This window comes from Mesorhizobium sp. P160187 (assembly GCF_057766425.1).
The window spans coordinates 1,273,058-1,297,179 of sequence record NZ_JBYMDX010000003.1 but is presented as its reverse complement, the minus strand read 5'-3'; the positions used below and the strand labels follow the sequence as shown (position 1 = coordinate 1,297,179).

Annotated in this window: 23 protein-coding genes and 2 pseudogenes; 12 read left to right on the top strand and 13 right to left on the bottom strand. The window is 64.2% G+C overall.

All coding sequences use genetic code 11. The annotated features are described in order from the left end of the window. The first annotated feature begins 30 nt into the window (after positions 1–30). Positions 31–645: a polyhydroxyalkanoate synthesis repressor PhaR gene (phaR, locus tag AC3CCE_RS09675; RefSeq protein WP_023685813.1), complete on the top strand. Its 615-nt coding sequence runs from the start codon at positions 31–33 to the stop codon at positions 643–645. A 44-nt stretch (positions 646–689) separates the two neighbouring features. On the opposite strand, the gene AC3CCE_RS09670 is transcribed toward phaR, so the two are convergent. Beyond that, positions 690–1,157, bottom strand: a complete 468-nt coding sequence (locus AC3CCE_RS09670) for a GNAT family N-acetyltransferase (RefSeq protein WP_352623675.1) — start codon at positions 1,155–1,157, stop codon at positions 690–692. A 57-nt stretch (positions 1,158–1,214) separates the two neighbouring features. Then, on the bottom strand, positions 1,215–1,634 hold the full coding sequence (locus AC3CCE_RS09665; RefSeq protein ID WP_352512236.1) for a rhodanese-like domain-containing protein: 420 nt from the start codon (positions 1,632–1,634) through the stop codon (positions 1,215–1,217). Between the two features lie 89 nt (positions 1,635–1,723). On the opposite strand from AC3CCE_RS09665, the gene ftrA reads away from it, so the two are divergent. After that, positions 1,724–2,716, top strand: coding sequence for a transcriptional regulator FtrA (ftrA, locus tag AC3CCE_RS09660; RefSeq protein WP_352512250.1), 993 nt, complete (start codon positions 1,724–1,726; stop codon positions 2,714–2,716). Here ftrA and AC3CCE_RS09655 read toward each other — a convergent pair. Beyond that, a complete protein-coding gene (locus AC3CCE_RS09655) occupies positions 2,713–3,852 on the bottom strand; it encodes a citrate/2-methylcitrate synthase (RefSeq protein WP_352623673.1) in 1,140 nt (379 codons plus the stop codon). The genes ftrA and AC3CCE_RS09655 overlap by 4 nt on opposite strands. Positions 3,853–3,945: 93 nt before the next feature. Between AC3CCE_RS09655 and AC3CCE_RS09650 the strand changes: the two genes are divergently transcribed. The 4 genes from AC3CCE_RS09650 to AC3CCE_RS09635 all read left to right on the top strand — a co-directional run bounded on the left by AC3CCE_RS09650 (position 3,946) and on the right by AC3CCE_RS09635 (position 11,525). After that, positions 3,946–5,034, top strand: a complete 1,089-nt coding sequence (locus AC3CCE_RS09650) for a citrate synthase/methylcitrate synthase (RefSeq protein WP_023702794.1) — start codon at positions 3,946–3,948, stop codon at positions 5,032–5,034. 386 nt (positions 5,035–5,420) lie between these two features. Continuing rightward, positions 5,421–6,551 carry a patatin-like phospholipase family protein gene (locus AC3CCE_RS09645; RefSeq protein WP_023715056.1) on the top strand — a complete coding sequence of 377 codons (1,131 nt, stop codon included), beginning with the start codon at positions 5,421–5,423 and terminating at the stop codon, positions 6,549–6,551. A 481-nt stretch (positions 6,552–7,032) separates the two neighbouring features. Beyond that, a complete protein-coding gene (locus AC3CCE_RS09640; protein ID WP_027050802.1) occupies positions 7,033–8,232 on the top strand; it encodes an efflux RND transporter periplasmic adaptor subunit in 1,200 nt (399 codons plus the stop codon). 65 nt (positions 8,233–8,297) lie between these two features. Continuing rightward, positions 8,298–11,525: an efflux RND transporter permease subunit gene (locus tag AC3CCE_RS09635; RefSeq protein WP_352623669.1), complete on the top strand. Its 3,228-nt coding sequence runs from the start codon at positions 8,298–8,300 to the stop codon at positions 11,523–11,525. Here AC3CCE_RS09635 and AC3CCE_RS09630 read toward each other — a convergent pair. Next, positions 11,411–11,842 (bottom strand): annotated as a pseudogene (locus tag AC3CCE_RS09630) (LysR family transcriptional regulator); the annotation flags it as partial. The gene AC3CCE_RS09635 and the pseudogene AC3CCE_RS09630 sit on opposite strands and share 115 nt — an antisense overlap. A 95-nt stretch (positions 11,843–11,937) precedes the next feature. Between AC3CCE_RS09630 and AC3CCE_RS09625 the strand changes: the two are divergent. From AC3CCE_RS09625 to AC3CCE_RS09605, 5 genes are all read left to right on the top strand, one after another. Next, the gene (locus AC3CCE_RS09625; RefSeq protein WP_352623667.1) at positions 11,938–12,894 is read left to right on the top strand and encodes an SDR family oxidoreductase; all 957 of its coding nucleotides are present in this window, start codon (positions 11,938–11,940) and stop codon (positions 12,892–12,894) included. Between the two features lie 178 nt (positions 12,895–13,072). Beyond that, a complete protein-coding gene (locus AC3CCE_RS09620; protein WP_023816392.1) occupies positions 13,073–13,933 on the top strand; it encodes an FAD binding domain-containing protein in 861 nt (286 codons plus the stop codon). Then, a complete protein-coding gene (locus AC3CCE_RS09615; RefSeq protein WP_023684040.1) occupies positions 13,933–14,415 on the top strand; it encodes a (2Fe-2S)-binding protein in 483 nt (160 codons plus the stop codon). The genes AC3CCE_RS09620 and AC3CCE_RS09615 overlap by 1 nt, the downstream gene beginning before the upstream one ends. Beyond that, complete coding sequence (locus tag AC3CCE_RS09610; RefSeq protein WP_352512242.1) at positions 14,412–16,676, top strand: xanthine dehydrogenase family protein molybdopterin-binding subunit; 2,265 nt, start codon at positions 14,412–14,414, stop codon at positions 16,674–16,676. Before AC3CCE_RS09615 ends, AC3CCE_RS09610 begins: the two co-directional genes overlap by 4 nt. Before the next feature lie 24 nt (positions 16,677–16,700). Further along, positions 16,701–16,946, top strand: a complete 246-nt coding sequence (locus tag AC3CCE_RS09605; RefSeq protein WP_023684042.1) for a MoaD/ThiS family protein — start codon at positions 16,701–16,703, stop codon at positions 16,944–16,946. A gap of 275 nt (positions 16,947–17,221) precedes the next feature. On the opposite strand, the gene AC3CCE_RS09600 is transcribed toward AC3CCE_RS09605, so the two are convergent. From AC3CCE_RS09600 to AC3CCE_RS09575, 6 genes are all read right to left on the bottom strand, one after another. Next, complete coding sequence (locus AC3CCE_RS09600) at positions 17,222–18,004, bottom strand: hypothetical protein (RefSeq protein WP_352623664.1); 783 nt, start codon at positions 18,002–18,004, stop codon at positions 17,222–17,224. A 56-nt stretch (positions 18,005–18,060) separates the two neighbouring features. Beyond that, on the bottom strand, positions 18,061–18,453 hold the full coding sequence (locus tag AC3CCE_RS09595; RefSeq protein ID WP_023693628.1) for a phage holin family protein: 393 nt from the start codon (positions 18,451–18,453) through the stop codon (positions 18,061–18,063). Continuing rightward, positions 18,450–19,058 carry a hypothetical protein gene (locus AC3CCE_RS09590; RefSeq protein WP_023693627.1) on the bottom strand — a complete coding sequence of 203 codons (609 nt, stop codon included), beginning with the start codon at positions 19,056–19,058 and terminating at the stop codon, positions 18,450–18,452. The genes AC3CCE_RS09595 and AC3CCE_RS09590 overlap by 4 nt, the downstream gene beginning before the upstream one ends. Before the next feature lie 260 nt (positions 19,059–19,318). Next, positions 19,319–19,774: a manganese catalase family protein gene (locus AC3CCE_RS09585; protein WP_081725537.1), complete on the bottom strand. Its 456-nt coding sequence runs from the start codon at positions 19,772–19,774 to the stop codon at positions 19,319–19,321. Between the two features lie 301 nt (positions 19,775–20,075). Further along, the gene (locus AC3CCE_RS09580; protein ID WP_023690511.1) at positions 20,076–20,492 is read right to left on the bottom strand and encodes a DOPA 4,5-dioxygenase family protein; all 417 of its coding nucleotides are present in this window, start codon (positions 20,490–20,492) and stop codon (positions 20,076–20,078) included. 350 nt (positions 20,493–20,842) lie between these two features. Beyond that, on the bottom strand, positions 20,843–21,001 hold the full coding sequence (locus tag AC3CCE_RS09575) for a DUF3309 family protein (RefSeq protein WP_023673853.1): 159 nt from the start codon (positions 20,999–21,001) through the stop codon (positions 20,843–20,845). 148 nt (positions 21,002–21,149) lie between these two features. Between AC3CCE_RS09575 and AC3CCE_RS09570 the strand changes: the two are divergent. Next, a pseudogene (locus AC3CCE_RS09570) lies at positions 21,150–21,632 on the top strand (LysR substrate-binding domain-containing protein); the annotation flags it as partial. On the opposite strand, the gene AC3CCE_RS09565 reads toward AC3CCE_RS09570, so the two are convergent. The 3 genes from AC3CCE_RS09565 to AC3CCE_RS09555 all read right to left on the bottom strand — a co-directional run bounded on the left by AC3CCE_RS09565 (position 21,596) and on the right by AC3CCE_RS09555 (position 24,045). Next, complete coding sequence (locus tag AC3CCE_RS09565) at positions 21,596–22,771, bottom strand: MFS transporter (protein ID WP_352623661.1); 1,176 nt, start codon at positions 22,769–22,771, stop codon at positions 21,596–21,598. The pseudogene AC3CCE_RS09570 and the gene AC3CCE_RS09565 overlap by 37 nt on opposite strands. 155 nt (positions 22,772–22,926) lie before the next feature. Continuing rightward, positions 22,927–23,235 (bottom strand): DUF1244 domain-containing protein, encoded by a 309-nt coding sequence (locus AC3CCE_RS09560; protein ID WP_023690051.1) that lies wholly within the window; start codon positions 23,233–23,235, stop codon positions 22,927–22,929. 12 nt (positions 23,236–23,247) lie between these two features. Further along, positions 23,248–24,045, bottom strand: a complete 798-nt coding sequence (locus AC3CCE_RS09555) for an N-formylglutamate amidohydrolase (RefSeq protein ID WP_023690052.1) — start codon at positions 24,043–24,045, stop codon at positions 23,248–23,250. Between the last annotated feature and the right edge of the window lie 77 nt (positions 24,046–24,122).

The window sequence follows — 24,122 nt, the reverse complement described above, 5'->3', positions numbered from 1 at the left end:
CAGGCGCGCCGGTGTCCCGGGAGGATGCTGATGGCCGCGAAAGACGACCCTATCATTATCAAGAAATATGCCAATCGCCGGCTCTACAATACCGGCACCAGCACCTATGTGACGCTCGAGGATCTGGCCGAGATGGTCAAGAAGGGCGAGGAGTTCACCGTCCAGGACGCCAAGACCGGTGACGACATTACCCATCCGGTGCTGACGCAGATCATCTTCGAACTGGAGAACAAGGATGGGCAGAACATGCTGCCGATCCCGTTCCTGCGCCAGTTGATCGCTTTCTATGGCGACCAGATGCAGCAGATCGTGCCGAGCTTCCTCGAACAGTCGATGATGGCCTTCTCCAAGGAACAGGAGCGGTTCCGCGAGCAGATGAAGGGCGCGATCGGCAAGTCGCCGCTGGATGTGATGAAGATCGCCACGCCGATCAAGGCGCTGGAAGAGCAGACACGCCGCAACATGGAAATGTTCCAGAACGCGATGCGCCTGTTCACGCCGTTCCCGACCGCCGCCACAAATGCTGCGGCCGCGGCTGCACCCGAGCCGGCCCGCAAGGACGTCCCGGAAAAGAGCGGCGACGACCTTCAGGAACTGAAGCAACAGATCGCCGCCATGCAGCGCAAGCTCGACACCATGTCGTAAGCGACCGCCGCGTGGTCGACGCCCTCAGTTGGTTGAGGCGGCCGTCACGGGTCGATTTTCAGCTGCCACGGTTCCCAGATCTCGTCGGGCTGGCCGTCGAGCGAGCGGTAGAAGGCTTTGGCCGGCGAGTTGGATTTCAGCACCGTCCATTTGATGGCGGAGGCGCCAATGCTCAAAGCGTGTTGGCGAAGCTGTTCAACAAGCGCATGGCCGACCCCCATGCCGCGCGTCGCTTCAGTGACGTAGAGTTCCTTCAGCCAGACAACCGGCTTCAGGTCGTAGGTCCAGGAGATGAGGTAGTGGACGGCGATGCCGACAATCGCGCCCTCTCGCTCCGCCACCAACACGCCGAACCGGGGCGATGGCCCCAGCCCGTGCTCGATGAGGTTCGCTTCGGTGACGCGAAGCTTGTCGTCATAACCCTCGAAGACGGCTAGCGCCCGCATGAGGGCGAGCACCGCACCGACATCCTGGCGCACGAATGGACGAATTCTAACCATCGCCTTCTGCATGCTTGCTCCAGCCGGACCATATCGCGTGGACGCTGCCGCGGCAGCCTGGCCTTGGCCTCACGCGTGCAAGACACCGGGCTCCTTGCCTGAAGCGAAAGGAAGGTCCTCGTCCTGCCAACCGGTTATGCCGCCGATCATGATCTTCACGGGACGACCGAGGCTGGCCAGCTTGAAGGCCGCCTGATCCGCGCCATTGCAATGCGGTCCCGCGCAATAGACGACGAACAGCGTCTTTTCGGGCCATTGCACCATCCGCTCGGCCGATATTTCGCGGTGGGGCAGATGCAGCGCGCCCGGCACATGGCGGCGTCCATAGGCTTCCGGCGAACCGACCACATGCAGGAGAATAAAGTCCGGCTCTCCGGCACGCACTGCGGCGGCGACGTCGGAACAGTCGGTCTCGACGGAAAGCCGGCGCAGAAAATGGTCGCGGGCGATATCCGGCGATGCCGCCGCAATGTCTGTCACGTAGCTCATCCTCGTATCTCCATTGCTGATGCGACGGAGAGATAAGACAGGAAGCAGAGCGATTGCAGCTGGCAGCTTTGCCATATATCGTCAAGATCATGCCATCCTCTGCCAATCCGCGCCCTGCCAACCCTCTTGTCGTTGCCGTTGCCTATGACGGGCTGTGCACGTTCGAGTTTGGCGTGGCGGTTGAGATCTTCGCCTTGCCCCGGCCGGAAATGGGTGAGGATTGGTACCGTTTTGCCGTTGCCGGGATCGATGGCGGTGAAATGCGCGCGCTGGGCGGCGTGCGTATTGTTGCCGACGGCGGGATCGATCTGATCGGCCAGGCCGGCACGGTGATCGTACCGGGATGGCGCGGAACGGAGGCTCCGGTGCCGCCGGCGCTGATCGAGGCGCTGCGGAAGGCGAGCGAGCGCGGCGCTCGCATTCTTTCGATCTGTTCGGGCGTGTTCGTGCTTGCCGCGGCCGGCCTGCTTGCGGGCAAAAGGGCGACCACGCACTGGCGCTACAGCGAGAAGCTGACGGAGATGTACCCCGACATCACCGTGATTCCGGACGTTTTGTACATTGATGAGGGCAATGTGCTGACATCGGCAGGCAGTGCCGCGGGCATCGATCTTTGCCTGCATCTGGTTCGGCGCGACTTCGGCACCAAGGCTGCAAACATGGTGGCGCGCCGTCTGGTGGTGCCGCCGCATCGCGACGGCGGCCAGGCGCAGTATGTCGAGAGTTCCGTACCCGAGCCACATGAGCGCAGCCGGCTTGGACCGTTGATCGACAGGATGCGCGCCGATATTTCTGCCGACTATCCCGTCGCCATCTTGGCCGAGCTTGCCGGGATGAGCGAGCGGACATTCCTGCGCCGGTTCGCGGCCGCGACCGGCGTCACGCCGTCGCGCTGGCTGCTGTCGGAACGGCTTTCGCGGGCGCGCACGCTACTGGAAGACACCGCCATGCCGATCGAACGGATTGCCGAGAACGCCGGCTTTGGCGCGGCAGGCACGCTGCGGCATCATTTTCGTCAGCAGTTCGCCACGACGCCCGTCGCGTACCGTGCGCGGTTCGGGAACACGGCCAGGTCGGCTTAAGTCACGCGTCCCTCATAGCGGCCACGCGGCCTGATGATGCTGCCGCTAATGATCTGTTCGACCATATGCGCGGCCCAGCCGACACTGCGTCCGAGCGCAAACAGCTGGAACGGTGCATCGCGCGGCAAGCCAAGGCCGCGCGTTAGTGTGGCCAGGGCGAAGTCGATGTTGGGCTGGGCACCGACCGCCGCCATGGCGGCTTTTTGCAGCTGTTGCAGCGTCTCGTCGACAGGGATGACTTCCAGAAGTGCGGTGGCACGGGGATCGCCGTCGGGATAGAGCGGATGGCCGAACGCCGGCAAGGGCCGATCATGGCCGAGCCAGCGCCGGATCGCCGCATCCGCGCCGTGGGCTGCTGCATCTTCAGCCAGTTGCATCACCGCTTCGCCGGCACCACCGTGGCGCGGGCCGGACAGCGTTGCCAGGCCGGCCAGGAGGCATGCGGCAGGCGAGGCGCCTGTGGACGCTGCGACGCGGGCGGCGAAGGTCGATGCGTTGAGTTCATGATCGGCGAGCAGGACGAGGGCGCAGCGGATCGCTTCCGCGCCGGCATCATCCACCGACCAGCCCTGCGCCAGGCGCTTATGGACAGGCGCTGTGCCGGTTCCGGCGCCCAGCGATTGCGCCAGCGCTGCTATTGTGTGCGCGGCCTCGGTGCACAGCGAGGCGGCGCTGCGTCCAAGCGAAGGCCGCCCATGGCCGGCAAGCGTGGCAAGCTGCGCAAAAGCCGAGGCGCGGCCGACTGGATGAGGCGCTTCAGGTGACGGAGCTTTGAACGTCACTGGTTCGGCCGAGGCCCACAGCAGAGCGGCGGTTTCCTCCAGCGTCGCCGATTTGGAGAGCGCAACGGCGTCTTGCCCTCGGTAGATGAGGCGCCCGTGCAGAACGGTCGAAATTGCTGTTGCGATCGAGGGTTCGCCCCAGGCGATCGCACTCTCGGCGATGGCCGAGGGACTGCGGCCCCGCGCCCGGCGGGTCGCCAATGCCGCGATGTCGTCGGCGCGGTACTGGCTGCGGCGCGGGTCGCTCTCATCCGGCCGCATGCCGATGCGGCCACGGCTGACATAGGCGTAAAGCGTCTGCGGCCGCACCTTGAGCCTTTCCAGCGCCTCTTCCCGCGACAGCCATTCGGACATTTTTAGCCCATACATTGATTATATTGATCAAGATTGATCGAGGCGCAGCCTAACCCTTATCTCCCATGCAGAAAAGCTGCAAGGAGATGAGATATGGCGAACGGGCTCGATGATGTGGTGGCGGCGGAGACCGTGCTCTCCGATGTCGATGGCCTTGGTGGCCGCCTGACGATCCGCGGTCATTCGCTGCCGGAATTGGCGGGACGCTGGCGCTATGCGCAAGTGGTTCGCCTGTTGCTCGACGGCTTCTTCGACGGCCTTCCCGGCGATGCCGAACTGGCAGCGAGGCTGGGCAAGGCTCGCGTCGAGCTGTTCGAGCGGCTTGCACCCTCGCTGCCGCTGCTCGCACCGATTGAGATCTATGGCGCCATGCGCGCCGGCATGGCGCTGCTGCCGGATGGCGAGACGCTGACGGACGCCTTGCGGCTGATCGCGGCGCCCGCCGTGCTGACGCCGGCTCTGCTGCGGCTGGCGCGTGGCGAGCAGCCGATCGCACCTGACGCGAAGGCCGATCATGCCGCCGACATGCTGAGGATGCTCGAGGGATCCGTCCCGTCGCCGGCGCTGGCAAGGGCACTCGACACCTATCTGGTCACCGTGTGCGATCACGGCCTCAACGCCTCGACCTTTGCCACCCGCGTCGTCGCATCGACGCTGGCAGGGCTGACATCGTCGGTGCTGGCCGGGCTCGGCGCGCTCAAGGGGCCGCTGCACGGCGGCGCGCCCGGCCCGGTGATCGAGATGCTCGATGCAATCCAGGCGCATGGCGACGCGGCCGGTTGGCTGCGCGAGAAGGTCGCGCATGGCGAGCGCATCATGGGTTTCGGCCATCGTATCTACCGCGTGCGCGATCCGCGCGCCGATGTACTGAAAGCCGTCGTGCGGCAGCTCGGCAGCGAGGGCGAAGCCGGCCGCCGCCTGGCCTTCGCCGAACAGGTCGAGCAGACGGCGCTCGAAGTGCTGCGGATCGCCAAGCCGCAGCGCTCGCTGCAGACCAATGTCGAGTTTTACACAGCGCTTGTGCTTGAGGCGGCTGGCTTTCCGCCACAGGCGTTCAGCAATGTCTTTGCCGCCGGACGTGTCGCCGGCTGGATCGCGCATGCGCGCGAACAGCAGACGACGGGGCGGCTGATCCGTCCACAATCGCGCTATGTCGGGCCGGTGCCGGACCTCGTGGCCTGAGGTTCCAAGTTCAGATTGTTGCGAAGAGGACCCCACCCTAGCTTGCCGGGGCGAGCCACGGGTCTCGCCCGTCCTTCGGACCCCCACAAGGGGGAGGGCAGCTGGCGCGCGCCGCCGAAACGTCGGTGGTTTGCTGAGATCAGCGTCTACCAAGTCTCCCTCCCCCTTGTGGGGAGGGATCAAGGGTGGGGGTATTCGTAGGGCGAAGACCTGGGCGTGGAGGACCATTCCCCATGACCAAAATTTCATGTGATCACGCGACCGTGTTCGTGTTCTTGCCTTGGTCATCCCTTATATGCTGCGCTGCAATATAAGTCCGCTGCAGTCGAACCCGCCCGATCCCCGGGCGGAATGAGGCAGCAGCGACCAAACCGAACAGGAACGCCATGACCAAAAACGGCAAGGCGGAGGAAACGAAGAAGATCAACATCGCGCTGCAGGGCGGCGGCTCGCACGGGGCCTTCTCCTGGGGCGTGCTCGACCGGCTGCTGGAGGATGGCAGGCTGGAGATCGCGGCGGTGTCCGGCACCAGCGCCGGCGCCATGAATGCGGTGGCGCTGGCCGATGGGTTTGTGCGCGCCGGCGTCGAGGGTGCACGGCAAAAGCTCGACGATTTCTGGCGCGCGGTGGCGGCCAAGGGCCGCTTCAGCCCGGTGCAGCGCATGCCGTGGGACGTCGCCTGGGGCAACTGGTCGATCGAGAACACGCCCGGATATTTCTTCTTCGACACCATGTCCCGAGTGTTTTCGCCCTATGTCGCCAATCCGCTGGGCTTGAACCCGCTGCGCGACGTGGTCGAGCAGGAGATCGATTTCAAAAATGTTCACGCCTGCAAGTCGATGGAGCTGTTCATTTCGGCGACCAATGTCGAGACCGGCCAGCTGCGCGTCTTTTCCGATGGCGAGATCGACCTCGACACGGTGATGGCCTCGGCCTGCCTGCCACAATTGTTCCGCGCCGTCGAGATCAAGGGCGTGCCCTATTGGGATGGCGGCTATGGCGGCAATCCGGCGCTGTTCCCGTTCTTCAAGACGGCGGCGACCGAGGATGTGCTTTTGGTGCAGATCAATCCGGTGGTGCGCGAAGGCACGCCGAGAAGCGCCAACGAAATCCAGAACCGCATCGACGAGATCACCTTCAATGCCGGGCTGCTGAACGAATTCCGCTCGATCGCCTTCGTCAAGGAGCTGATCGCCGCCGGCCGGCTGCCGCCTGGCGAATACCGCGACATCCGCATGCACCGCATCGATGCCGACGAGGCGTTCAAGGATCTGTCGGCGTCGTCCAAGGTCAATGCGGAATGGGCCTTCCTGAGCTATCTCAGAGACCTTGGCCGTATAGCGGCCAGCGACTGGCTGGAGGAGAATTACGACGCCGTCGGCAAGCGGCCGACGCTCGATCTTTCCGGCGAACTCGATGACGGCTTCAAACCGGTGCGCGGGCCGGCACCGGGACGGCGGGTGAAGGAATTTCTCGCCGCCCGCAAGAAGCCGGAGGCGGAACGCCGGCGGGCCTGAGTTTTTCGGAGCAGCGCCGGCGGCTTTCCCGATGCGGCGCAACTTCTGCGTGTGACGGTATACAAAATCATACTGACGCCTACTGCCATTCAAGTCGCGACGACGCAGGGCGCGCCCACATTTGAGCGTCAAAAACTGGTGCGGGCACAGGGGATGTCAGTGCCCAAAACGCCTTGAAAACAAAGCGCCTCCAACATCCGTATGGTTCCGAGACTGTGGTTCCGCCGCCTGACGGGGCGCCGATAAAACCGTTTCCGTTGGCCACACTACGCCTGCCTTGCGCAATGCCCCTGCAACTTTTCGACTGTATTGCGATGCAACTTTGATGTAGAAGCGCGGCTTCGCCGTTCACGGCAAATTGAACACGGCCTGGCGCGCACCCATATCGGCGATGCGCCCGAGTTGGAAGACACGGTAGCTGTTAGACGACGGACACCCTGTTGGATAACGACTTGGCCGAACCCCGCAGTGGAAAAAAATGATGCCGAAGATCAGGTTTCACAAGCTTGCCGCTATTGTCGTGCTCATCGGCTTCGCCGCCTGGATGGGAACAGGCGCGTTCTCGTCCGTCGGCAGCGCCGCTGTCGAAGGCGCTGCCAAGCCGGGCGACCAGGCCAAGCCGGGCGATCAGGCCAAGGCGCCGGACGCAGCCAAGCCCCCGACCACTGGGCCTAAGGCAGCCGAGGCCGAACCGAAGGCGCCGCTGCGCACCGTCGCGGTGGTGACGCCGCCGCGCAAGACCTATGCCCGCGCCATCCGCATTTCCGGGCTGACCGAGGCCGACAAGCGCGCCGTGCTGGCGACGCGTGTCGCCGGCGTCATCGAAAAGCTGCCGGTCAAGCAGGGCGATCACGTCAAGACCGGCGATCTGGTGCTGATGCTTGCGGCGGAAGAAAAGATCTCGATGGTCGACAATGCCAAGCAGCTCGTCGTGCAGCGCCAGGCTGAACTCGAAGCGTCGCTGCGGCTCATGAAGACCGGCAATCTGCCCAAGCTGCAGCTCGACACGGCGCGTTCGAACCTGACCGCTGCGCAGTCGCAGCTGGAAACGGCGCAGGCCGAACTCGACCGCAATCTGGTCAAGGCGCCCTTCGACGGCGTCATCGACCGGGTGCCGGTGGAGCTCGGCAGTTCCGTCATGCAGGGCGGCGAGGTGGCAACCATCCTCAAGCTCGATCCGGTGATTGCGCGCGGTGAAGTCAGCGAACGCGACCTCGGCTATCTCAAGCTCGGCGACAAGGCTGCTGTGCGGCTGGTCAGCGGCCAGACCGTCGAAGGCACCGTGCGCTACATCAGCCGCGACGCCTCGTCGGCGACGCGCACCTTCCGCGTCGAGATCGCCGTCCCCAATGCCGACGGCTCGGTGCCGGCCGGCATGACGGCAGAGATTGCGCTCAGCGCGCAGCCGACCGACGCCGTCATGTTGCCGCGCTCCGTGGTGACGCTGGGCGACAAGGGAGACCTCGGCATCCGCGCCGTCGACAAGGACAACAAGGTGGTGTTCTTCCCGATCGACCTGGTCGATGACTCGCCGAAGGGCCTGGTGCTTGGCGGCATTCCCGCCGATGCCCGCGTCATCGTCGCCGGCCAGGAGCTCGTCAAGGAAGGGGACGTCGTCAAGCCGGTCGAGGCCGACCAGGCGACCATCCAGAAACTGTTGGGCGAAGCGACAACGCAGTAGCGCCGGGTGGCCCCGGGCGGGGACAACCGGCCGCCATGCGGCTCCTGAAATCTTGAGAACAGGCCATGGATATCGTCAAACTCGCGATCAACAATGCCCGGCTGACCATTGCGGTGCTGGTCTTCCTGCTGCTGGCGGGCTGGGTCGCCTATCAGTCGACACCGAAGGAAGCGGAACCCGACGTTCCTACCCCTTATGTTTATATAAATGTTGCCTATCAAGGCATCGCGCCCGAAGACGCTGAAAGACTTCTGCTTAGGCCTCTGGAGGCAAAGCTTAAGAGTCTCAAGGGGTTAAAGGAGATGAAATCATCCGCCTATCAGGGCGGTGCCTTTGTCTTCCTTGAGTTTCTGCCGTCTATAAAAGTCGACACCGCGGTGACTGATACACGCTCGAAGGTTCAGGACGCGAAGGCTGACCTTCCCCAAGCGGCAGAAGAACCGGTTGTTACCGAGGTCAACATTTCCGAGTTTCCCGTCCTGGTCGTCACGCTGTCCGGCGATGTGCCCGAGCGTGTGCTTACGGCGGCGGCGCGCGAACTGCGCGACCGCATCGAGGAAGTCCCGGGCGTTCTTGAGGGCACCATACAAGGCGCGCGCGACGATCTCGTCGAGGTCGTCATCGACCCGATGAAGCTGTCCTCCTACGGCCTGCAGCTCGACCAGTTGATCGGCGCGGTCGGCGCTTCCAACAGCCTGGTCGCCGCCGGCAATATCGAGGGTTCGGAAGGCAAATACGCGGTCAAGGTGCCGTCGCTGATCGAGACACCCGAGGATGTCGCGTCCTTGCCGGTGGTCGCCGGCCCCAATGCCGTCGTGCAGGCGAAGGACATCGCCACGGTGCGTTCGACCTTCGCCGACGCCGAGACCATCACTCGCCTCAACGGCAAGCCGGCCATCGCCATCGAAGTCAAGAAGCGCATCGGCGCCAACCTGATCGACACGCTGGCCAAGGTGCGGGAAGTGTCCGACGCCTACGTCAAGACGATGCCGGAAGGCATGAACATCACCTACACGCAGGACAAGTCTGTCTTCGTCAACCAGCTGCTGGGCGACCTGCAGAACCACGTGATGATCGCCGTCATCCTGGTGTTCATCGTCATCCTCTATGCGCTGTCGGGCCGCGCCTCGCTGCTGATCGGGCTTGCCATTCCGTCATCCTTCCTGATCGGCATCCTGCTGCTTGCGATGATGGGCTACACGATCAACATGATCGTGCTGTTCAGCCTTATCCTGGCGGTCGGCATGCTGGTCGACGACGCCATCATCGTCACCGAATTTGCCGAACGGCGCATGGGCGAAGGCATGCCGAAGGCGGAAGCCTTCACGCTGGCCGCCAAGCGCATGGCCGGTCCGGTCATCGCCGCGACCATGACCCGCATCGCGGCGTTTTCGCCGCTGCTGTTCTGGCCCGGCATCATCGGCGACTTCATGAAATACATGCCGATCACGCTGATCGTCACGCTGTCGGCCTCGATGCTTTATGCGCTGGTGTTCGCGCCGACGCTGGGCGCGCTTTTCGCCAAGGCGCCGGAGCATCACGAGGAACACAATCGCGACGGCTGGTACATGGCGCTGGTCAAACAGGCGGTGCGCTTCCCCATCACCGTGCTGGTGCTCACCGCCGTGCTGCTCACCGGCGTCGGCTTCGCCTATTCGAAATATGGCGCCGGCGTCGAGTTCTTCCCCAGCGTCGAGCCCGATTACGGCCTGCTCTATGTGCATGCCCGCGGCAATCTCTCGCTGGCCGAAATGGACACGGCGACCAGGATCGCCGAAAACCGGCTGCTTGGCTGGCCTGGCGTCAAATCGGTCTATACCCGCGTCGGCAAGACGCAGGGCGGCGGACAGGACGTGCCGGAGGACGTCGTCGGCGTCATCCAGTATGAGTTCATCGACTGGCGCGAGCGCAAATCGGCGAACAATATCCTGGATGAGCTGCGCACCGTCATGGCCGGCATTCCCGGCGTCGATGTCGAAGTGCGCGTGCCGGAGGCCGGTCCTCCCACGGGCAAGGCGGTGCAGCTGCGGCTTTCGGCCATCGACCCCAAAGGGCTCGACGACCAGGCCCGCGCGGTTGCGGCGCGCATTGCCAAGGTGCCCGGTGTCATCGACGTTTCCGACGGCCTGCCGCCGCCCGGCGTCGACTGGGCGCTCGAGGTCGACCGCGCCAAGGCGGCGCAATACGGTATCAGCCCGACCGCCGTCGGCACGGTGGTGCAACTGGTGACCAACGGGTTGAAGCTGTCCGAGTACAGGCCTGCCGGCGCCGACGATGCCGTCGACATCAGGCTGCGGCTGCCTGAAGACCGCCGCACGCTGTCGACGCTCGACGAGCTCCGGGTGCAGACTGCGCAAGGCTCGGTGCCGATCTCCAACTTCGTCGTGCGCAAGCCGGAGCCGACCGTCGGCATCCTCAACCGCATCGATGGCGCCCGCACAGTGGTCGTCCAGGCCAACGTCGCCGCCGGTAACCAGGTTGCGGCGGTGCAGGCGGAGGTGACCAAGGCGGTCACCGACATGAAGCTCGACAACGGCATACGCTGGAAGCTGGCGGGGTCGAACGAGGACAGCGCCGAAGCCAGCGCCTTCCTCGGCAAGGCCTTCGGCGCGGCGATCTTCCTGATCTTCCTGGTGCTCTTGATGCAGTTCAACAAGTTCACCAGCGTGCTTCTGGTGCTGTCCTGCGTGGTCATGGCGACGATCGGTGTGTTCCTGGGGCTGCTCCTGACCGGCGAGGCCTTCGGCATCGTCATGTCGGGCATCGGCGTCATCGCGCTGGCCGGCGTGGTGGTGAACAACAACATCGTGCTCATCGACACCTATGACCGGCTGCGCGAAGAGGGCTGGGACAAGATGGAGGCGGTGCTGCAGACCTGCCGCGAGCGCGCCCGCCCGGTGGTGCTGACGGCGGTATCGGCCATCCTCGGCGTGCTGCCGATCGCCTTTGGTCTCGGGCTGGAAATCTTCCATCACGAGACGACGATCAACGCGCCGTCGACGCAATGGTGGATTTCGCTGTCCTCGGCCATCGTCTTCGGCCTGTCCTTCGCCACGCTGCTGACGCTGGTGGTGACGCCGTCCATGCTGATGATCTTCACGCGCAGCAAGAACAGCCGCTTCTACGCGTTCTTCCGCCGGCTGTTCGGCCGCGACAAGAAGCCCGATGCGCCTATGGGGGCGATATCGGCATCCCTTCGCAGCAGGTTCTCGACCTGGTTCGAGGCGACGATCTCGACCTCGATGCCGGGTTCCTCGATGCCGAGCCGCGCCGTCATCCTCGGCAGCACATAGGCCGCCACCACCTCGCTGGCGGCAATGCGCACCGTGCCTTCGATCGCCTCGACCGAGCCCAATGCCAATAGTGAGAACGCGCTCGCCTGCTCGCTCACGGCCTTGCCGCGTTCGAACAGCGTGGCGCCTGCTTCCGTCAGCGCATAGCCGCGCCGCCCGCGCCGGAACAAGGTGATGCCCAACGCCTGTTCGAGCTCACCGATGTGACGCCCGAGCGTCGGTTGGCTGGCCGACAGTTTGCGCGCCGCGGCCGACAGGCTGCCGGTCTCCGCCACGGTGACGAAACTCTTGATCAGGTTCCAGTCGATGTCTTCCATTCATTTATGAATAACAAATCTGCATCCATAGTCAATTTTCATTCGCGTATGAACGCATCATATTCACCGTGCAAACACAGACACGGAGAAGAAAAATGACCAAGATCGCAATTCTAGGCGCCAATGGCCGGCTCGGCCGCGTGGTTGGCAAAGCCTTCATCGACGCCGGCTTCGATGTCCGCGCCGTCACCCGCACCGGCAAGGTCCCGGCCGAACTCAAGGGCGCCACCGCCGTCGCCGGCGATGCGCTCGACCGCGAGGCGCTGATCCGCGCCACGCAGGGTGTCGACATCATCTTCAACGGTCTCAACCCGATCTACACCGATTGGAGCAAATGCCTGCCGATGGCGGAGAACGTCATGGCCGCCTGCCATGCCAATGGCGCGCTGCATCTCTTCCCCGGCACTGTCTACAATTACGGCTCACCGATGCCTCAACTCGTCACCGAAGACACGCCGTTCCGCCCGACGACCGAGAAGGGCCGCATCCGCTGCGCCATGGAAGCGCTGTTTCGCCGCGAGGCCGATGCCGGCCGCGTCCGCACCATCATCCTGCGCGCCGGCGATTTCTTCGGCGGCACCGGCAGCGGATCATGGTTCGACCTCGTCGTCGCCGCCAAGATGAGCAACGGTGTCTACACCGCGCCCGGCCCTGCCAACCTCGTGCATGAATGGGCCTATTTGCCGGACTTCGCCATCGGCTTCGTCGGCCTGGCGCGCAATCAGGGCAAGCTCGGCTTCTTTGAGGCGCTCAACTTCCCCGGCCACGCCGTCACCGACATGGACATCAAGGCCGCGGCCGAGAAGGCGCTGGGCCGTCCGCTGAAACTGACCTTCATGCCCTGGTGGGTGCTGCGCGCCGGCAGCCCGTTCGTGGCGATGTGGCGCGAGATCGTCTCGATGTCCTATCTGCGCTTCGAACCGCACCGGCTCGTGTCCGACCGGCTGGAAGGCATCATCGGCGAAGTCCCGCACACGCCGCTGGACGAGGCCGTGGCCGAGGCATTGAAGGACATCGGCATCAGCCTCGACAATGCAAAAGACGCCGCTTGAATGCATGTCGCCCAGAAGTGTGCGCGGTTCTGGGACAGCGACATGCATCAAAACAAAGACTTTAGACAAAAATCTCTCTCGCAGTGCTGGCCCAATCGCTGGAAATCAGCAACCGGATGGTCATTATGAGGAGACTGTTTATAACGGTCGGCGAGATCACCATCACCAAGGGGAGACGATGCGTTACATACGTCCGCTTTCAATCGAAGACGCCGTTGGCCTGCTGGCCGACGCTTCCGGCACATCAGCCATTCTCGCTGGAGGCAGTGACCTCCTCGTTCGGATGAAGGGCGGGTTTGTCGATCCCGACCTGATCGTCGATATCAAGGCGATCGAGGGCTTGAGCGAGATCAGGGAGACGGCCGACGGCTTCAGCATCGGCGCCACCGTCCCCTGCGCCGTCCTGGGCGAGAGCTCGGTTCTGAAGAAGGCCTGGCCCGGTGTCGTCGAAGCGTCGAAGCTGATCGGCTCCAAGCAGGTCCAGGGCCGCTGCACCATCGTTGGCAATCTGTGCAACGCCTCGCCGGCCGCCGACAGCGTCCCGGCCTTGGTGGCCGCCGCCGCAAAGGCCGTGGTTGCCGGTCCCTCGGGCAAGCGCACCATTCCTGTCGAGGCCGTGCCGATCGGGCCCGGCAAGACCTCGCTCACCAAGGGTGAGATCGTCGAGGCGATCCTGCTCGGCAAGCGGGAGCCGCGTTCGGGCGACGCCTATCTCAGGTTCATTCCGCGCACCGAGATGGACATCGCCGTGGTCAGCGCCGGCGTGAAGCTGTCGCTCGACGAGCATGGCGTCATCACGGCCGCGCGCGTCGCGCTGGGCGCCGCGGCCCCGACCGTGCTTCTGGTGGAAGAAGCAGCCGAGGCTCTCATCGGCAGGAAGCTGGACGAGGCGGCACTTGAGCGGCTCGCCAAGATCTGCGCTGGGGCCTGCCGCCCCATCGACGACAAGCGCGGCACCATCGAGTTCAGACGAAAAGTTGCGGGCGTGCTGGCCGGACGGGCCGCGACGACCGCCTACGCACGCGCAGGAGGCAAATGATGGCCGGTGTAGCAGTTTCAACGACAATCAACGGCGATCACGTCGAATACCTTTGCCAGCCCGACGAGACGTTGCTCGACGTCCTGCGCGATCGGCTCGGGCTGACCGGCGCCAAGGAAGGCTGCGGCACCGGCGACTGCGGCGCCTGCTCGATCATTCTCGACAATCGGCTGGTCTGCTCCTGCCTTGTGCTTGGCGCTGAAGCCGAAGGCCGGCATATCGAAACCGTCGAGGGCATGGCGCATGGCGATCAGTTGCATCCGCTGCAGCAGAAATTCCTCGAGCATGCAGCCTTGCAATGCGGCATCTGCACGCCGGGCTTCCTGATCGCGGCGAAGGACCTTTTGGCCAAGAACCCCGATCCGACCGAGGAAGAAATCCGCTTCGGCCTCGCCGGAAACCTCTGCCGCTGCACCGGCTACGACAAGATCGTGCGCGCGGTCCAGGATGCGGCCAATGTGATGAAGGGAGCGCACGCATGAACTTCGATCCACGCTTTTCGGGCCGCAAATTCTCCTCCGTCGGCACGCGGCCTATCCGTCCCGACGGCGTCGACAAGGTGACGGGACGCGCCCGTTACGGCGCCGACTTCAACATGGCGGGACAGCTGGTCGGGCGTGTCCTGCGCAGCCGGCATGCGCATGCCAGGATCCTCAAGATCGACACTTCGAAAGCGGAAAAGCTGGCCGGCGTGAAAGCGGTGATCACCGCCGCCGACCTGCCCGATCTCACCGATGGCGATGCCGCCATGTACGACGTCCTCGACAATTGCATGGCGCGCGGCAAGGCTCTCTATGACGGCCACGCCGTGGCCGCGGTCGCCGCCGTCGATGCCCGCACGGCAAGGCAGGCGCTGAAGCTCATCGAGGTCGAGTACGAGCTGTTGCCGCATGTGACCGATGTCGACGAGGCGATGAAGCACACCGCGCCGTTGATCAACGACACGATCTTCACCGAGGGTCTCGAGGAAAAGCCGGCAAAGCCGTCCAACGTCACCAAGCGCAGCCAGTTCGGCCATGGCGATGTCCATCAGGGCTTTGGGCACGCCGATGTCATCGTCGAGCGTTCCTTCAAGACCGAGCAGACGCATCAGGGCTATATCGAGCCGCATGCCTGCGTGGCGAGCGTCTCGTCCGACGGCACCGCCGACCTCTGGGTCTGCACGCAGGGCCATTTCGTCTACCGCCAGCATTGTGCGCAACTGCTCGGGCTGGAAGCCTCGAAGCTGCGCGTCACCTCCTCGGAGATCGGCGGCGGCTTCGGCGGCAAGACCCATGTCTGGGCCGAGCCGGTGGCGCTGGCGCTGTCGCGCAAGGCGGGACGGCCCGTGAAGCTGGTGATGACCCGCGACGAGGTGTTCCGCGCCTCCGGTCCGACCAGTGCCACCTCGATCGACGTGAAGATCGGCGCCCGCAAGGACGGCACCATCACCGCCGCCGAGGCGACGCTGCGCTACACCAGCGGCCCCTATGCCGGCACCTGGGCCGAGATCGGCGCCATGACGGCCTTCGCCTGCTACAAGCTCGACAACGTCCAGACGGTCGGCTTCGAAGTGCTGGTCAACCGGCCAAAGACCGCGGCCTATCGCGCGCCTTCCGCGCCGATGGCGGCGTTCGCGGTGGAAAGTGCCGTCGACGAGCTGGCCAAGGAACTCGGCATGGACCCGGTCGAGTTCCGCATCAAGAACGCCGCGCAGGAAGGCACCCGCTCCTCCTACGGTCCGGTCTACGGCCCGATCGGCATCGGCCCGACGCTGGAGGCGGCCAAGCACCATCCGCACATGAAGGCGCCGCTGAGCAAGAACCAGGGCCGCGGCATGGCCTGCGGCTTCTGGTTCAATTTCGGCGGCCAGACCTGCGTGGACCTGAACATCGGCATGGACGGCTCGGTGTCGCTGGCCGTCGGCACGGTGGATGTCGGCGGTTCGCGCGCGTCGCTGTCGCTGGTGGCGGCGGAGGAGCTCGGCATCGACTATGCCCAGCTCAAGGCGGTGGTCGCCGACACGTCCTCGCTTGGCTACAACGACATGACCGACGGCAGCCGCGGCACCTTCTCGTCCTCGATGGCGACCATCTCGGCCGCCCGCAACGCCATCAAGATCCTGCGTGAGCGCGCCGCCCAGACGTGGGACATCCCCGTCGACGACGTGGTCTGGGAAAACGGCCACGCCATCGCCAAGGGCGAGAAATACGGCAACCTTGCAGCCCTGTCGCTGAAGGAGATCGCCGCCGCTTCCGGCAAGACCGGCGGGCCGATCGCCGGCCACAGCGAGCTCGTCGCCGACGGCGCCGGCGTCTCCTTCGCCACCCATATATGCGACATCGAGGTCGACCCCGATACCGGCTCGACCAGGGTGATCCGCTACACGGTGATCCAGGATGCCGGCAAGGCGGTGCACCCCACCTATGTCGAGGGCCAGTACCAGGGCGGTGCGGCGCAAGGCATCGGCTGGGCGCTCAACGAGGAGTACATCTACGGAAAGGATGGGCGTCTCCAGAACGCCGGCTTCCTCGACTACCGCATCCCGGTCTGCTCGGACCTGCCGATGATCGACACGCAGATCCTCGAGATACCCAATCCCAACCACCCCTATGGCGTGCGCGGCGTCGGCGAAACCTCGATCGTGCCGCCGCTGGCGGCGATCGCCAATGCCGTCTCCAACGCAGCCGGCGTGCGCATGACCCACATCCCGATGTCGCCGCCAAGGGTCCTCGCCGCGATCGAGGCGGAACGGGGAGGCTAGGGCAAAAATGAGGTTCTTGCCCTAGTGGTCGAAGTGACGCTCTGGGGCGCGCTGGGCCAGCTCGCCGGCGGCCAGAGCAAGGTCGAGGTCGAGGCCAAGGACATCAGGGAGCTGTTCAGGAAACTGGCTGAACAGTATCCCGGCATCGAGCCCTGGATCGAGAAGGGCATCGCGGTGGCGATCGACGGGACGATCTATCGCGATACGTGGTCGAAGGAACTGCCGCCGGGGGCCGAGATTTTCCTGCTGCCGCGGCTGGCTGGGGGGTGAAGTGGGGTGTCGCCCTACGTCCCAGAGCGGACCGGCATCCTCGGTCTGCGACCTTCAAGTGCAGGTCGGTCCTCGCCTAGATACCAGTTTTGCTGACCGCGTCTTATCGGCGGCGGGTTGGCCAACAATCCAGAGAACCTGATCCGCTGGATTACTATCGGCAAGGGACATCAGTCCGCACACCGCTCTGAAGTGACTCGAGCGGGTCACCGTTTGACGGACAACACCGGCCCCTTTCTGGAGAGGCCGGCTATCGTTGATCCAGGATCATCAAGCTAGGTTTGGCGCTGAGACGTATCGGAAATACGTTCGCGCACGGCATGCTCGGTCTTGTCTGCTGTGGACTTCACGATCTCGCCGAGCTGATCGGCTATCGTGTCTGCTTCCATATCTTGCCGGCCAGCTTCCTGCTTGATGGTCTCATAGGCGTCGGCGGCGACCTGCTTGGCCTCATCGAGGCCCCTATTGAGCAAAGTTTCGGCGGAATCGCGAAGCTTGTCGCCATAGGCGCCTAGTTGCTCGTCCTCCGTTGCGGTATGGGGCAGCATTGCACCTATAGCGGCGCCGATGGCGAGACCGACGGCCGCTACGGCCAAGGGTTGATCCTCCAACAGATCTTGCGCGGAGCGGCTGGCTTTCGCCGCCATGTCCCCAGTCGTCGAGCTTGCATTGGCAGCGCTTCCCGTCAGGCCCGCCGCAGCGGCTCTTGCGGCGTTCGATATGGTGTCGCCGACGCTGGTAGCGCTCGAGGAGAGCGATTCCGCGGCGTCGGAGAGCGTGCCGCCCAAGCCGCCGCGCTCCCCTGCTGCATCATGTCGTCCCGGCGCTGAAGGCAATGGATAGCCAGCCGAACGGTGGGCGGTGTTTGAGGTACCGCTGCCGAACATCAGCCAGGCCAGACCTGCGCCCACCATGGTGACCGGCAAAGGATTGTCTCGGACCTGCGTTCTGAGATTGCTGAGCATGGCCGCGCTCTCCCCTCCCGAGAACAACCCGGTGAACTCATCCAGCAATTGTCCCGGCGTCATCTTGCCTCGAATGGATTCGGCGGTCTCCATCACCCGAGCGCGAGCAGCCTCGGCCTCGCGTTCAAGTTCGGCTGCGGATTTCTCGTTCATCTCACCTGCTCCTTAATCGCGCTCGCGTCGCGCTTGAGCTGTCCCTGAGTCCGGTCGGGGGTAAGTTCCGAAGGCGCCATGCTGGCCGTCCCCGTCCGCAGCAGGATGACGCCGAGGACCGCCACGACCACACCGACCAGCAGGGAAGACCACCCCGCGCCAAGCCCTGCTCGCGTCAGTGCGATAATGAGCGCCTGCAGCAACACCAAGAGCGCGGCGAGCAGGCAAATCGCGCCGCCCAGCACTTCCGCGGCACCTGCTCCGGCTTTGGTAAGCTTTTCAGAGAGCTCGGCCCGAAACAGCCTCGCCTCGGTTTGCACCAGAGTGGTGACATTCTGGGCCAAATCGGTGACTAGCCCGGCAAGGCTGGGATTGTCCTGGTTGTTCATCTGTCCTGCTCCGCGATCTGCGTGGCCCCATCATCGCCGACCACGCCAAAATCTTGTGGACGATCAGCGGACCAACCCTGTGGCTGATCGGTGTGTGATTTGAGGCCTCCCGGAGCGGCCTCAGAATCGGGCCTTGCCGGCGGAGAAGCCTTGATGAACCGCCCGAGAGCCAATCCGGCCAACACCGATCCCGCAAGCAGGACACCGGGATTTTGCCGGCCGAAGGACTGCACGTCATCAAGGACTTGGCTAAAGGGCTTCTGTTTCAAGGACGATGAAAGCCGCTCAAGGCCACTGGCAGCATCCAAAGCGAACTTCGATGCGTTCCTTTCATCGTTGCTGGCAAGGTGATCGCTGGCCGCTCGCAGTGCACCACCCAACGCCGCCAAGCTCGATCCGATGTCGCGCTGCGCCTCCTCCGCCTTGTCGGAGATGACCTGCGTGGCTTCAGATGCATAGTCGCCAGCCTTACGGGTCACCTCGTCCCGCGCGTCGTGAAGCAACTCGCTGGCACGCTCATTTTCCTGGCGAAGTCTTTCGGAGACGTCGCTTTTCGCCTTGTCGAAATCGGTGGGCTGTCCACCCTGATCCTTCTCATGCTGCATGAGGCCACCTAGTGAAAACCGAGGAAGGAGAGGACCGCGAGCACGACGACGATAAGGCCGATAAGATAGATTACACTGTTCATGTGCACGTCCTCCGTAGCTTTCCAACTTCGACGAACCTGCGATGTTCCGTAAGTGAGAGCATTTATCTCAGCCGAAACGAAGAGCTTCGTCAGGCACGCACCCAGTCAACAGTGAGTTGACCTGTCCCTCGTGGGCAGGAGCCGAGTGCCGGCTGCCTCCTGTATTGCAATGTTTGCCTATTCGGCGGCCCCGCCTCGGCGTACCGGCGACCAGGGAGAACTCTCCCTTGCCGTCCATCGACGGTCCATCCTCCAACGGCCCCGCGCTGGTTCGATACCTTCGACGAAGCAATTGATGAAGGCATAGGATACGTCCTGATACACACGGGAAGGAGTTGGGACCGGCAGAAACGCGTTAAGTCCGCCCATGTCTTCAATGGCCGTGAGCCACTGCTGTGGGTGCATGGTGTCGCGCGCAATAAGGAAGGACACGATGTCCTTCATGCCGGGATCGTTGGTCATGTTGTACAGGCGGGTAGCAAGTACGCGGCCACTTCCTTCCGCAGTGACGTTTGCGACCATATCTGCGCAAGATTGCCGCCGGCGTAGGGATGCGAAGCATTGAAGGGAAACGCCGTTGGCGTTTTCAGGCAGTGCGGCCAGGCCGGTCGACAAGATTTGGCGGACGTTCATCCCGTTGAGGGCCGAGCCGCCGACCTGTCGGGGAAAGGCGGTAGCGCTTCCGCGACCACCTTACCCCCGCTGCTTTGACGCCATGCCCACCAGCTCGCCGACTCTGCGGCTGGAGATTGCACTCATCGCTAATGACTGCTGGGCGTACTTTTCTGGGGTGGATCGTGCCGGTCCGCCTGTACGCTCGAATTTCTGCCTTTGGGATTCCGCTGGGGCCAGCTCAAAGACCTGAGGCATGCCTGAGCTAGGCTACTGGTGAACGCGTCTCCAAGGCCAAGTCTCTACTTTGCAGAACGCCTCCCTACGCCCCCAACGTCGGCTCCGTATTCACCTCCAGCGCCTCTTCCGCCTCATCTTCCTCGCCGAGCACCTCCCCATGCACCCCCAGCGGCCGGCCGATCCAGATCGGATCGACGAGATGGTCGCGTTTGGGGTTGGTGGTGTTGGGGTGGATGAGAATGCTCAGGCCGCCGTGGTTCAGCATCAGCCATGGGACCAGCGTGGCGAAGATCTCGGTGGCGAAGGAGACCTGGTACATGGCCTGCTCGTGCGGGCCGACCGGCTCGTCGCGCCAGTTGCCCAGGCGCACGCGAAAACGTTCGCCGATGCGCAGGCGCAGCCATTCGGCGTGTTGCCGCTCGGCTTGGCCGTCATAGTAGATGTGGGCGTGATAGCTGGCGATCTCGGCGAGCGGCCTTGGCGGGTTGGCGGTGTTCACCTTGATGGCTCCCTCGGCGATTATGGTGCGGGCAGCGTATACGCAAGGGGGCGGGGTGGCCAAGGGGGGCACAGCGTGTGCTCGTCATCTCGATTTCGGGCCAATCGCATATGGAGCTCCCCCGCTCCGTCTCGGCTTCGCCCAGCCACCTCTACCCCCACATTCGTGGGGGAGAGGAAATGCTAATCGCCAAGATCGCTGCCTTGAAAAGCTTGGCATTTCCTCTCCCCCATGGACATGTGGGAGAGGTGGCCGCGAAGCGGACGGAGTGGGGGCGGGCGCCGCCGTATGCCTATTGCCAGCACTTCATCGGGCGAGGACCCGCTGATCGCAGAGGTCTCTTGCCCCAATCAAACCCTGCCCATCAGCACCAGGATCAGCAGCACCACCAGCACAATGCCGACGATGCCCGATGGCCCATAGCCCCAGGAGCGCGAATGCGGCCAGGCCGGTACGGCGCCGATCAGGATCAGGATCAAGACAATGATGAGGATGGTGCTGACGGTCATTAAGAGTCCCTCGCCTTGCTGGTCGGATACGAGGGGACAATGCAAAAGGCCGCCCGGTTGTTCCGGACGGCCTTTTGTCTGACTGGTCGAATGCAGCTATTCCGCGGCTTTCGGGAAGGCGATTGCCGGCTCGTCGAGCGGACCCGGTCTCGGCATCCGCATGGTCAAGCCGGCGCAGAACGAGCTGACGGCGCGCAAGGTCTGCGATATCAAGCTCTGCTGCTGCGCGGCGAAATCCTATCTCGACCAGCACGGCCGCCCGCTCAAGCCCGCCGATCTTCTCGACCATCCGCTGATCGGCTTCGACCGCAGCGACGAGATGATCCGGGGCTTTACCCAGGCCGGCATCCCCGTCACCCGGAGCAGCTTCCGCTTCAGGGCCGACAACCAGATCGTTCTGTGGGAAGCGCTGCGGGCGGGAAACGGCGTCGGTCTTGGCCAGGAGCCGCTGACGGACAGCGACCCGTCGCTGGAGAAACTGCTGCCCGGCCTGCCACTGCCCAGCCTGCCGGTGTGGCTGGCCATGCATCGCGACGTGCGCACCAGCGTGCGCATCCGCCGCGTCGCGGATTTCCTCTATGAGGAGCTGAAGCGCTATTCGGCGGGGGCGGCCGCGAATTCGGCGCGGTGAGCGAGCCCGGCCATCGAGAGCACGACGGTCAGCAGCGCCGACATGGCGACGAAAATCGGGCCGAAGCTCGAACGCTCGGCAACGAAGCCGATCGCCGACGGCGCCACCAATATACCGGAATAGCCCATGGTGGTGACGACGCTCATGCCGGTGCCCGACGACATGCCTTCCTGGTTGCCGCCGGCCGAGAAGATGATCGGCACCATATTGGCGATGCCGAAGCCGCAGAGAGCAAAAGCCGCGATGGCGATCCAGGGCGAAGGCGACAGGCCGGCGACCAGCATGCCGGCGGCGGCGACCACCGCCGAGCCGCGCAGCGTCGCCACCGCGCCGAAGCGGTTGCGCACGCCGTCGCCGAAAAAGCGCATGACAGCCATGACGCCGGAGAAGGCGGCGTAGGCAAGGCCGGCGATGGCGAGGTCGGCGCCGAGCTCCTGCCGGAGATAAAGCGCTGCCCAGTCGAGCACGGCGCCCTCGGAAATCATCGTCAGCAGCGCCATCAGCCCGACAAGATAGACCAGCGGGTTGGCCGGCAGCGTTAATCTGTGATGCTCGGCGGCCTGCGGCTTGTCCTCGGCGATGAGGTAGCCGACCGCCACGGCAATGACGGCAAAAGCTATGACCGTGACCACAGCCGCATGGGCGAGGTGGCCGTAAGTCTGGATGGCGTAACCGCCCAGACCGCCACCGGCGAAACCGCCGAGGCTCCAGAAGCCGTGCGAGGACGACATGATGGCGCGGGACAGCCGGCGCTCGACCACCACCGCATTGGCGTTCATCGCGACATCCATGCCGCCGATCGAGCCGCCGAAGATGATCATGGCGATCGCCGCCAGCGGCACGTTGGGCGCCAGCGCCACGATCAGCAGGCCGAGGCTGCCGCAAAGGCCGAACCAGCGCAACACGGTGCGCGAGCCATGCCTGGAGATCAGATGGCCGCACCAGCTCATGGCCGCGACCGCGCCGACGCCGAACAGCAGGATCAGCAGACCGAGGGTGAATTTCGAGATGTCGAGCCGGGTCAGGAACACCGGAATCTGCGGCGCCCAGCTGCCGGTCAGGAAGCCGTTGGCGAGGAAGATCGCGGCTACGGCCCATCGCCCCTGAAGGGCGCTCTGCATGGTGTCTTGCGCGTTCATGGCCCGAATCCGGTCAAGGAATGGCTTTGCGCGGCAAATTAGATCGATTCAATTTCTCATCAAGCGCTTGGCTGCGAAAAGCTTGTGGGCCACATCTAAGGGGAAACCGTTAGGCGCTGTCCCGCCGACGTCAATCCTGTGAACCGCGCGCTACTTCAGTGATCCCTCGGCCGTCTTGCCTCGAACTCCGCTTTCTTGGCGTCCGAAGCCTCGGTCTGGTTCAGCGCCTGCCATTGCGCATAGGGCATGCCGTAGACGATTTCGCGCGACTGATCCTTGCCGAGATCGACGCCCTCAGCCTCGGCCGCTTCGCGATACCAGTTCGACAGGCAGTTGCGGCAGAAGCCGGCGAGGTTCATCAGGTCGATGTTTTGCACATCGCTGCGCTCGCGCAGATGCTCGACCAGCCGGCGGAAGGCCGCGGCCTCGAAATCGCGTTTCTGGTCATCGCTGAGTTCGGTCATTGCCTTGGGTCCTCACAGCGGCCCGGTGCGCGAGCCGAACATCTTCACCTGATGTATATCGGGACGGCGGTCGATGGCGTCAACGATCGGCGCCAGCCGTTCCGCCCAGGCCAGCGCCCCCTTGCGGTCTGATATCAGGTCCTGGCGGATCTCGATCAGCGCATGGGCAAAGCCGTTGACGATGGCGTGCTTGAACATGGTGTCGCCGCGCAACGCGCCGTCATAGGGTTCATTGTCGCCAACGACGAGGTTTTTATCCTGCGCCAGCATGTCGATCAGCGGCCGCGCCACGCGGTCGTCGAGGTCCCACAATATGCCGACATGCCAAGGGCGGATGAAGCCCTGCATGACAGGGGTGAAGGAGTGTACGGAGAAGATGAGCGGCGCTTTGCCTGAGGCGTGCGCCACCGACGCGATCATGGCGCCGACCGCGTCCTGATAAGGCCGGTAGAAGCCGTCGAGCCGCCTTTCGCGTTCGGCCGGTGCCATAGGGTAGTTTCCCGGCACGACAGTGCCGTCATAGAGCTGGCGGATCAGCGTCGGGTCGTCCTCGCCGCGATTGGGATCGATCAGCAGCCGCGAAAAATTGGCGATCACCGCCGGCACGTCGAGCGCTGCGGCCAGTTCGCGCGTCACCGTCTCGACACCGATGTCGTAGGCGATATGGCGATCGAGTTCCGCCGCCGGCAAGCCGAGACTGCCATACTCCTCCGGCAGGTCGCGGCGGGCATGGTCGGCGACAAGCACGATGCCTCGCTTGCGGTCGCCTTCGACGATATCGAAAGGCGCGAAAACTGTGGATCGGGTCATTGGCTGGAAAGGTCTGTTCGCTGGCTTCCGGGGAGGGTGGTATCGTCATTCCCACGAAGAGGACTGTTGCGCAATGC